We start from the raw sequence: 9862 nt of genomic DNA, 5'->3' as shown, positions 1-9862 counted from the left end.
CAAAGCCTAAGAGCAATTCCAGGAAAGGCGGGTAACGGTTTTCCGCCCGGGATTGCGTCCAAACAAAGGGATAGAGCGGCTCGCCGTTTCCGCGAAACAGTGAACCGCTCTGGACATCGGCCTATGCGCTGGCTAGCGCCGCGCGATCTGGCGGTGGCCGTCGGGCAGGCGGGTGGCGATCAGCTTGTCGATGCGGCGGCCGTCGAGGTCGACCACTTCGAAGCGCCAGCCTTGCGCGTCGACGCATTCGCCGGTGTTGGGGAGGTGGTGCAGATGCGACAGCACATAGCCGGCCACCGTCTCGTAGTCGCGGTTCTCCGGCAGTTCGATGCCCAGCACCTCGGCCATCTCGTCGGCCTGCATATAACCTGCGAGCAGCCACGAGCCGTCTTCGCGCTTGACGGCGTTTTCTTCCTCGCCGGCCTCGAGATCCGAGCGGAAGACGCCGGTGATCGCTTCCAGGATGTCGGCCGGCGTGACGATGCCTTCGAAATGGCCGTATTCGTCGTGGACGAGCGCCATCGGCACATCCGATTCCTTCAGCTTCGCCAGCACGTCGAGCGCGTCGGCCTGATCGTGCACGATGGGTGCTGCGCGCACATGCTGGCGCGGCTCCAGCACCTTGCCGCCGAGGATCGCCGACAGCACGTCGCGTGTCTGGACGACACCGACCATGGCATCGACATTGCCGTCGCCGGCGGGCAGGCGCGAATGCTGGGTCTCCATCAGGAGCCGCCTGATCGCCGCCTCGTCGGATTGCAGGTTGATCCAGTCGACTTCGGTGCGCGGCGTCATCACGGCGCGCACGGCGCGGTCGCCGAGGCGCATGACGCCGGCGATCATGCGCCGTTCGTCGGATTCGATCGTGCCGTGATGCTCGGCCTCGGCGACCAGCATCTTGATCTCCTCGTCAGTGACCTTCTCTTCCGCCTCGCCGTGCTGGCCGAGCAGCCACAGAACGGCGCGGCCGGAAATGTCGAGCAGGAAGACGAGCGGCGCCGATACCGTAGCGAGGATGGTCATGGCAGGCGCCGCCCTGACCGCCACACGCTCCGGATCCTTCAGCGCGATCTGCTTCGGCACGAGCTCGCCGACGATCAGCGAGGCGTAGGTGATGAGCGCGACGACGATGCCGACGCCGACGGGGTCGGCGATGTTCTCGCGGATGCCGGTCGAGGCCAGATATTGCGCCAGTCGCTCGCCGAGCGTGGCGCCGGAAAAGGCGCCGGAGAGAACGCCGACCAGAGTGATGCCGATCTGCACCGACGACAGGAACTTGCCGGGGTTGGAGCCAAGCGCCAGCGCGCGGCCGGCGCCCCTGACGTTGCGGTCGATCATCGCCTTGAGGCGGGCCGGCCGCGACGAGACGATAGCGAGCTCCGACATGGCCAAAAGGCCGTTCACCAGGATGAGGACGGCCACGACGGCGATTTCAACATAAAGCATGCGCGTCAATAGCATTGCCGCGGTGCATTCGAAAATAGTCCGCCGTTATTTTTGGAGCATGACAATTGGAGGCATGACAGGCGAGCCGTCCAGGCATCCCAAGGCGGCGCCGAAAAATGGTCGACGAGCGCGTCGATGACGACTCGCCCTTTGGCGTCAGCGCCCGCGTCACCGGCCAGACCGCGTGCACGACGATGTTCTGACGGACGGGGTGGGAGTCAACCATATCCTGGAAATGGTCGGCGGCGACAATGCCAGGCGGTCGCTCAATGCGCTTTCCGCCGACGGCCGGCTGTCGATCATCGGCCTGCTCGGCGCGATGGAGATCAGCTTCCCGGTCCTGCCGTTCATGCGCAACCGCATCGTCGTGCAGGGCATTTCCATCGGCCACCGCCGCAGTTTCGAGCGCATGAACCAGGCTATCGAGGCGCTTGGCATCAAGCCCGTCATCGACAAGGTCTATGGCTTCGACGACGTGCCGGAGGCTTTCGGGCATCTGGAGAAGGGGCCGTTCGGCAAGATCATCATCGCCGTGACCTGACTTTGCCGCGCTATCACGGCAGAGTCTTCAGCACGCCGACTACCGCGAGGCCGTCGGTGAAATACGGATCGCCGCCGCCATTCCTGCCGCTTTTCGTGGCGCCGATCCCCGGTATCTCGCTGGTCGAGGTCAGCAGACCCGCGGCCTTGAGATCGCCGATCAGGAAGTTGCGCTCGGCGTCGATGTCCGGGCCGATATGGTGGGTGATGGCGCCGGTGTCGTGGCTGAGGCCGACGCCGCGGTCGAAGCTGGCGGCGCCCAGCCAGAGCGGGCGGCCGTCGTCGCCTGCCGTATTGGTCTGCCAGAAGCGGACGTGGTGGCGCCTGTCGGCGCTGTCGCCGACCGGTTTTTCGAACGCGAGATCCTGGGCGCGGCCCTCGAACAGCAGGCGGCTCACCGGGGCATCGGGATAGGGCCGGGAGAACAAGACGCTTTCACCGATGTCGATCGCTGTCCTCAGTGTGACGGCATCGGCCGTATCCCAGCCGGCGACGGCAAAGGCGTGGACCACTTCCTTCTCCGTGCCGACAAGTCCGACATTGATCGGATCGCCCGGAATCCCTTGCGGTGTATGCGTCACCATCTCGAAGCGCTGCGTGCGGAAGCCGCGCTCCCGCCAGGTCCAGAATTCCGGCGCGGCGAGATAGGCAAAGGCCAGATAGAAGGCGCAGAAAGCCGCCAGCCAGATCGCCACGCGCCGCCTAAGACTTCGCTCACTCACGAGAAACCGCTCCCGAGCCCGTTCGCGGCCACTCTATGCCGCGCCGAGCGGATTGGGCAGGGGAATGCTAACTATTTGTTTTTACACAATTCCGGACGGAAGGCTACGGCGAAGTCGCCGAGCCAAACCGCCGCGCACTTTTCCTGGAATTGCTCTAGCGGCAGGCGCGATAACCGTTCCTGCGGTTCTTGACGTCGAAATGGAAATGGTTGCGGTGATCGTAATTGTAACCCGGGCCGAGCACCGTGTTGAAATACTGGCAGCCGTCGGCGCGCACATTGTTCAGGAAGCCGCGGGTGCGGAAGGCGAACAGGCCGGGCTTGCGGACGTCGATGTCGTCGCCATTGTTGAGCTCGATGCTCATGACGTCGAGGGCGTTGCCCTTGCCGTGCTCGGACAAGACACCTTCGCCGGCGATGTTGCGGCAGGAATAGCTCGAGCCCTGGTGAATCGCCCTGACGCCGGAGAAATAGCGCCAGCGGGCGGCCGGCACCAGCTCGTTCCGGGTCCAAGCCGCGAAGGTCGCGGCCATGTTGCAGGTCAGCGTGGCGGCCGGCTTCATCTCGACGCTGCCGATGGCCGAGACCTTCACCGGGAAGTCGATGCCGCACTGGCCTTCGTGGATCGGCTGGATGTCGGTGTAGACGACGCCCATGCGTTTCAATTCGTTGCGGCAGTCGATCTCGCTGGCCGGCATCTGCTCGACCGGCGACATCGGCTCATCCATGCGCGGATAGGCGGCCTGGGTCATATAGGGGTTGGATGGGACAAGCCTCTGCATGCCGGAATATTGCGGCACCTCCGGCATGGCCGCGGTCTGGCTGCCGACGTCGACGGCCGGCTGCAGCGAGAAGACATCGCCTGTGGTGCAGGCGGATATCGCAGCGATGGCAAGCCCGGTGGCCAACCTGACAGCTGCGGAGCGCGCGCGAGTGTTCAGTCGCGCCAAGGCGAGGTTGGCGGCAAATATTCTGGCCATCGAAAGGCATCCCGTCCCGAGCTGATCCCGGCAGGGGATCATGCTTCCGATGGCACCAAGTCTAGTTGGCAAGAGTAAAGGAAAGATCAGCGCCCGTATTCACGCCTGGGGCCGAATTGCGGCATCTGTACTTATTGGCAGAACGTGCCGCCGTTGCGGCGCGGCTCAAGGTCGAAGTGGAAATGCAGCGCATGGTCCGGATCGCTGCCCGGGCCGAGCACCGTCTTGAACGGCCCACAGGCGGCCTTGCGTATTGCGTTCAGGAAGTTTGCGTCCTTTTCGGGCGGCACCGGGCCGATCTCGATCTTCCTGCCATCCGACAGCGTGAAGGAGGCGATGTCCAGCGCATTGCCGAAGGCGTGCTCCGACAGCTTTTCGCCACCGTGGCGCGGACGGCAGACGAAGGCGGAAGCCTGTGTGATCGATTTGAGATCGGCACCTAATTCGGCCTTCGCCGCCGGCTGGATGACATCGGCGGCAAAGTGCGCGGCAGCCTCGGCCATCCGGCAATTGAGCTCGGCGCCGGAACCGATGCCGATCGATTTTCCAAGCGTTTTCAGTACGATGGGGTAGGGGATCGAGCAGCCAATTGCAGCATCGTGCTCGGCTTTGTGCTCCTCGAATTCGACACCGAGCGTCTTGAGGCGCTCACGGCAGGCAACTTCCTCGGCCGGCATCTTATCGGCGGGACGATCGGCCGAGCGCGGATCGGGCAGCGGTTTGTTGTCGCCGGTATCAGCCGGTTTTTCAGGTGGCTTCGGCGCGACGGCGGGCGGCTCAACCTCCGGTTCCGCGAGGTCGGGCCTTGGTGTCGGAATCGGCGCGGCGGCCGGCGCCTCGGGCTCGTTGTCCATGTCGGTTGACGGCTCCGGCGCCGAAGGCTCGGGGTGCTGCCGCCTTCCCTGACGAGACTTCTCCTGATTGAACCGGTCGGATGCGCCGGCGTCCTTTGGACCGTCAGCCTGTCGCTCTTCCATAGTCGCGGCGTCGGCGTTTTGCGCTTCCGCGGGACGTGGCTCCGGCACCGGAACATCGGCGGGCAAGGTCGGCTGATCCTGCGTTTGTCGCTGCGTCAGCTTTGGCGCTATATGCCGCTTCCCCCGCGATCTCACGCGGTGCTTGCTCCTCGGCTTCGAGGGCCGATCGGCCCGCTGCGTCAACGGCTGCTCCATACGCGGTGTCAGCGGCTGCCTGTGGCGATGCTTGGCATCGGCCGGCGTGATCAGCAAGGTCGCGGCCGCCAAAGGCAGCGCCAGTCTGCAAAATCTCGAAAAGCTCAGCGTTGCCATCGGCCGGAAACGGCGCCGGCATCGTTAAGTTGCCTTGGCGGCGGCGGCGTTGCGATCAAAATCGGTTACCGGCCCGTTACGCGCCGATCGCCTCCAGGCCTTCCTCCAGCCAGTCGGCGAGTTGCGGCAGGCCAAGCAGGTATTTTGCGGTGCGCCTGTTGGCGCGCTCGCGCGCCGCGGCCACCGCGTCGATCCATTCGGAGGCATCGTAGTCGCCACGACCGATCCAGGCCAATGCCACCAGCTCCGCCGCTTCATCGACGTTGAGGTCGTTGATCAACTCGCGGAATTCCTCTTCGGTGAGGTCTTCCGAAGCTTCCTCGACGAGGCCGTCGTGATGGTGGCTGTCGTGCGTGCCGCCATCGAACTCGACCTCATGCTCGGCGCCGTCGTCGTAATCCTCGTTGACGGCGGCGCTCAGCGCCTTGGCCTTGAGGATGAACAGGCGCACCGTATCCGGATCGATTGAAAGCTCCCATTCCTTCTCGAGGCGTTGCTGCACGGGCCTTTCTCCCACGTAAGCGCTTAGCTGATGATAGCGGATTTGCGGCCCGCGTCACGTCCGTTCGCAAGGAGCGGGAAGCGCGCTCGGAAAGTCCAAATAGTTTGGCAGCCGTCTGCTTTTCGGGATGAAACCCTATCGAAGCGGCGTTAGTCTGGCATTGTCACGCTCACGGAGGCTTTGATGCGCAGACGTTTGCTTATCCAGGTCATGGCTGTTGCAGCCCTGCCGCTGTTCGCGGCGCCTGCTTTCACCGCTGGTGAAGGCGGTAGTGCTGGTACTAGCGGCGGCCAGACAACCACCCAGTGCAAGAAAGGCGAGGTCTGGGACAAGAAGAAGAAGAAATGTGTCGTGCCGCAATATGGCATGCTGGATGACGACAGCATCTACGAGGCTGGCCACGATCTGGCGATGGCCGGACGCTATGACGAAGCGATCTCCGTGCTGACGCTCGCCGCCAACAAGCAGGATCCGCGCATCCTCAACTATCTCGGCTATTCGCATCGCCATTCCGGCCGCGTGACCGTCGGCCTCGGCTATTACGAGGAAGCGCTGCGCATCGATCCGAACTACACGCTGGTGCGCGAATATCTCGGCGAGGCGCATCTGCAGATCGGCGATCTTGCCGGCGCGCAACAGCAGTTGATGGAGATCGAAAAGCGGACCGGCAAAGGCTCGCGCGAATACGGCATGCTATCCGAGCAGATCGATCATTTCCTGAGGAGCTGATTCGACCACCGGCTTCCCCAAACCGGCCGTGCGCAATCACGGCCGGTTTTTTTTCGCCTGCCGCATTTCGCGGCCGGACCGTTTCGCGAAAGCGGTGGTGAATTTGCCAAACTTCATTTTTGGGCGTGAAAATCACACGAAGATCGCTATATTCAGGGAAATTGTGGTGAAACGGTTCCGTTAGCCCGAGGCTGCCGGACCGTTTTCTTTTTGTACCCATCGACAAGGCCGCTCCCGATAAGCGGGGGCGGTGGCAGGAAAGGTCAGGCATATGAACAAGGTCCCGATGACAGGCGAGGGGTTCGCGTCATTGAAGGAAGAACTGCGCTGGCGCCAGCAGGAAGAGCGTCCACGCATCATCGAGGCGATTTCCGAAGCGCGCTCGCATGGCGACCTGTCTGAAAATGCCGAGTACCACGCCGCGAAAGAGGCTCAGAGCCACAATGAGGGCCGCGTCAACGAGCTCGAGGACCTGATCGCGCGGGCCGAGGTCATCGACGTCTCGAAGCTCAGCGGCGACAAGGTGAAGTTCGGCGCCACCGTCGTGCTGGTCGACGAGGACACCGAGGAAAAGAAGACCTATCAGATCGTCGGCGACCAGGAAGCGGACGTGAAGTCCGGCCGCATCTCGATCTCCTCGCCGATCGCGCGCGCGCTCATCGGCAAGGAAGTCGGCGACGCCATCGAGGTCAATGCGCCCGGCGGCGCTCGTGGTTATGAGATCGTCCAGGTGCAGTTCATCTAGGGCCTTACGCCGCTGCCTGGGACTTGAGCATAAGCAGCCGTTCTGCCTCCTCCACCACCTCAGTCGGCGTGACCTTGCCGCCGGTGGGCGCCAGCAAGGTCGACGAGAACGGCCCGCGCGGGCCGGTCAGGCCCGGCTCCGTCGCCAGGAATATGGCGACGGTCGGCAGGCCGAAGGCGCTGGCGAGATGGGTGAGGCCGGTGTCGGCGCCAATCACCAGCGTCGACCGTCCAAGGATCGTGGCGACTTCCGCGAGCGGCGATTTCGGGATCAGCATCGTTCTCGGAACGGCGCCGGCGATGGCTTCGGCAACGTGCCTTTCCGCTTCGTTCGACCAGGTGACGACGGGCGTGAATCGCCCGGCAACCAACTGGCGCGCGGTCTCGATCCAATCCTCGACCGGCCATTTCTTGTCCTCGCGGCTGGTGCCGTGCAGCAGGAAGGCAGTCTTGCCTTCGATCCCGGGAAGCCCGTCTGCCGACGGCACTATGCCGGAATCGAGCATCGAAAGGTCCGGCTGATAGTCCAAGGCAAGGCCGAACAGCCGCCGTGTGCGCTCGATGGCGTGCAGGTCACGCGGCACCGCGTATTTGCGCTGATAAAACAGCGTCGCCGAGGGCTCGCGGGCGCTGGAGCGGTCGAAGCCTGCGATCGGCGCGCCGGCCTGCCTGGCGACTAGGGCCGATTTCAACAGCCCCTGGGCGTCGATAACTAGGTCATAGTGGGCGGTTCGCAGAGCGTGGCGCAGGCCGGCGATTTCGCGCCATGTGCCGCCGTCGAACGGATTCCTGCGCCAGCGTCGGATCGCCACCTTATGGATGGATTTTATCGCCGGATGCAAGGCGACGATGCCGGCGAAGGCCTCTTCCACGCACCAGTCGAAGCTTATGTCCGGGCGACTGCGGAGCGCATCCTCGACAGCCGGAAACGTATGGATGACATCGCCCATCGACGATGTCTTGACGATCAGCACCTTCATGCGGCTGCCGGAACCTTGAGCAACCTGTCGGCCGCGGCCGCGACCCGCGCGACGTCGAGCGTCTTCAGGCAATTGAGATGGCCGAGCGGGCAGACCTTGCTGTGGCAGGGCGAGCAGGAAAGGTGAAGCCAGATCAGTTCCGAACGATCGGTCAGCGGCGGCGTGTTCTCGGGCGAGGTCGACCCGTAGACGGCGACGATCGGCGTGCCGACGGCGGCCGCGACATGCATCAGCCCACTATCGTTCGACACGGCAAGCTTCGCCGCGGCGATCAGGTCGATGGCGTCCTCGAGCTTCGTCCGGCCGGCAAGATCGATGGCACCCGGCGCGAGCCTCGCAATCTCGCCGGTGACTTCGGCGTCGTTCTTCGAGCCGAGCAGGGCGACGCCCAGGCCTTTTCCCATCATTTCTCTGGCCAGCTCGGCATAATGTTCGCTCGGCCAGCGTTTCGCCGGGCCGAACTCGGCGCCCGGCATCAAGGCGACGAACTGCTTGGCGTCGAGCTCGAACCGCGCCAGCAGATCGGCCTGGTTGGCCGTATCGACCGTGAGTTTCGGCGCGCGGAACGTGCCGCCGCGCGCCAAGCCGAAATAGGCTCGCGCCGTGCGCCGCTTGAGGGTGTCGGGCAGCGGAACGATGTCCGTCAGCAGCCCGTAGCGCATTTCGCGCAAATAGCCGACGCGGCGTGGAATGCGGGCAAAGAACGGGATCAGCGCCGATTTCCAGCTCCCCGGCAGCACATAGGCCATGTTGTAGCGGCCGCGCAGCAGGCGGCCAAAGCGCCTGCGGCTGCGGAATTCGAGCGCCCCGGGCATAAGCGGGAAATCGATCTGGCAGCGAATTTCCGGCATGCGCTGGACCAGGGGCGCTGCCCAGGCAGGCGCCAGCACGTCGATGGCGGCGTTCGGATGCTTTTCCTTCAGTGCCGCGAACAGGCACTGGGCCATGACCATGTCGCCCACCCAGCGTGGGCCGATCACGAGGATCGTTGGGCTTTCAGCCATTGGACATAGTCTCTGACGCCGGTTTCGACGGTGCGGAATTGGCCATTGTAGCCGGCCGCGCGCAAGCGGGACATATCCGCTTGCGTAAAACTCTGGTAGCTGCCCTTGAGATGATCGGGGAAGGGGATGAACTCGATCTCACCCTTGCCGAGCGTGCCGATCACCGTCTCGGCAATGGCCCGGAACGGCTGGGCGCGGCCGGTGCCGCAGTTGAAGATGCCGCTCAGGCCCCGTTTCCAAAGCCACAGATTGACGTCGGCGACATCGCCGACATGGATGAAGTCGCGGCTCTGCTCGCCCGGGCCGAAGCCGTCATAGGCGCCGAAAAGTTTCGGGTTCTGGCCTTGCTCGACCTGGTTGAACAGATGGAAGGCAACCGATGCCATGGCGCCCTTATGCGCCTCGCGTGGTCCGTAGACATTGAAGTAGCGCAGGCCTGTCACTTGCGAATGGTCGGTGTCGACGTTGCGGCGGACGTAGTCGTCGAACAGCTTCTTCGAATAGGCATAGACGTTGAGCGGGCGCTCGAATTCGGGCTCCTCGCGGAACTCGCTGCCGCCGCCGTAGACCGAAGCCGAGGAGGCGTAGAGAAAGGGCACGCGCAGAGTGAGGCAGGCATGCAGCAGGCGCTTCGAATAGGCATAGTTCACGTCCATCATGAACTTGCCGTTCCATTCGGTGGTGGTGGAGCACGCGCCCTGGTGGAAGACGGCCTCGACGCGGCCGAGCCCGCCGTCCTCGAGCCGGAGCAGGAATTCGTCCTTGTCGAGATAGTCGGCGATGCGAAGGTCGGCCAGGTTGGCGATCTTGTGGCCGTCGGTGAGATCGTCGACGACGACGATGTCGTCGTGACCCTCGGCGTTGAGCGCGGCGACGATGTTGGAGCCGATCATGCCGGCGCCGCCCGTGACGATGATCATGAAGGCC

At 64.0% G+C, this 9862-nt stretch carries 11 protein-coding genes; 3 read left to right on the top strand and 8 right to left on the bottom strand.

Annotated elements, in window-relative coordinates; all coding sequences use genetic code 11:
- Positions 1-132: 132 nt before the first annotated feature.
- A complete protein-coding gene (locus P9236_RS12425; RefSeq protein ID WP_278074907.1) occupies positions 133-1446 on the bottom strand; it encodes a hemolysin family protein in 1314 nt (437 codons plus the stop codon).
- A 184-nt stretch (positions 1447-1630) separates the two neighbouring features.
- Between P9236_RS12425 and P9236_RS12420 the strand changes: the two genes are divergently transcribed.
- On the top strand, positions 1631-1987 hold the full coding sequence (locus P9236_RS12420) for a zinc-binding dehydrogenase (RefSeq protein WP_278074906.1): 357 nt from the start codon (positions 1631-1633) through the stop codon (positions 1985-1987).
- A gap of 13 nt (positions 1988-2000) precedes the next feature.
- Here P9236_RS12420 and P9236_RS12415 read toward each other — a convergent pair whose 3' ends face one another.
- From P9236_RS12415 to P9236_RS12400, 4 genes are all read right to left on the bottom strand, one after another.
- A complete protein-coding gene (locus P9236_RS12415) occupies positions 2001-2708 on the bottom strand; it encodes an LssY C-terminal domain-containing protein (protein ID WP_278074905.1) in 708 nt (235 codons plus the stop codon).
- Positions 2709-2862: 154 nt separating this feature from the next.
- Positions 2863-3687, bottom strand: a complete 825-nt coding sequence (locus P9236_RS12410) for an extensin family protein (protein ID WP_278074904.1) — start codon at positions 3685-3687, stop codon at positions 2863-2865.
- Between the two features lie 131 nt (positions 3688-3818).
- Positions 3819-4859: an extensin family protein gene (locus P9236_RS12405; RefSeq protein ID WP_278075004.1), complete on the bottom strand. Its 1041-nt coding sequence runs from the start codon at positions 4857-4859 to the stop codon at positions 3819-3821.
- A 193-nt stretch (positions 4860-5052) separates the two neighbouring features.
- Positions 5053-5478, bottom strand: a complete 426-nt coding sequence (locus P9236_RS12400; protein WP_278074903.1) for a DUF3775 domain-containing protein — start codon at positions 5476-5478, stop codon at positions 5053-5055.
- Positions 5479-5661: 183 nt separating this feature from the next.
- Between P9236_RS12400 and P9236_RS12395 the strand changes: the two genes are divergently transcribed.
- Together P9236_RS12395 and greA are read left to right on the top strand one after the other, a co-directional pair.
- Positions 5662-6207, top strand: coding sequence for a tetratricopeptide repeat protein (locus P9236_RS12395; RefSeq protein ID WP_278074902.1), 546 nt, complete (start codon positions 5662-5664; stop codon positions 6205-6207).
- A 271-nt stretch (positions 6208-6478) separates the two neighbouring features.
- The gene (gene greA / locus P9236_RS12390; protein WP_278074901.1) at positions 6479-6952 is read left to right on the top strand and encodes a transcription elongation factor GreA; all 474 of its coding nucleotides are present in this window, start codon (positions 6479-6481) and stop codon (positions 6950-6952) included.
- A 4-nt stretch (positions 6953-6956) separates the two neighbouring features.
- Here the strand turns inward: greA and waaC are convergent, their stop codons facing one another.
- The 3 genes from waaC to rfaD are packed head-to-tail and all read right to left on the bottom strand — an operon-like array spanning position 6957 to position 9855.
- On the bottom strand, positions 6957-7931 hold the full coding sequence (waaC, locus tag P9236_RS12385) for a lipopolysaccharide heptosyltransferase I (RefSeq protein WP_278074900.1): 975 nt from the start codon (positions 7929-7931) through the stop codon (positions 6957-6959).
- The gene (waaF, locus tag P9236_RS12380; RefSeq protein ID WP_278074899.1) at positions 7928-8935 is read right to left on the bottom strand and encodes a lipopolysaccharide heptosyltransferase II; all 1008 of its coding nucleotides are present in this window, start codon (positions 8933-8935) and stop codon (positions 7928-7930) included. Before waaF ends, waaC begins: the two co-directional genes overlap by 4 nt.
- Positions 8908-9855, bottom strand: a complete 948-nt coding sequence (gene rfaD / locus P9236_RS12375; protein WP_278074898.1) for an ADP-glyceromanno-heptose 6-epimerase — start codon at positions 9853-9855, stop codon at positions 8908-8910. The genes waaF and rfaD overlap by 28 nt, the downstream gene beginning before the upstream one ends.
- Positions 9856-9862: the final 7 nt, after the last annotated feature.

Source organism: Mesorhizobium sp. WSM4884, assembly GCF_029625675.1.
In the GTDB taxonomy this organism is placed as follows: Bacteria; Pseudomonadota; Alphaproteobacteria; order Rhizobiales; family Rhizobiaceae; genus Mesorhizobium.
The sequence above is the reverse complement of the archived record's forward strand: the minus strand, read 5'-3'. Positions and strand labels throughout refer to the sequence as shown.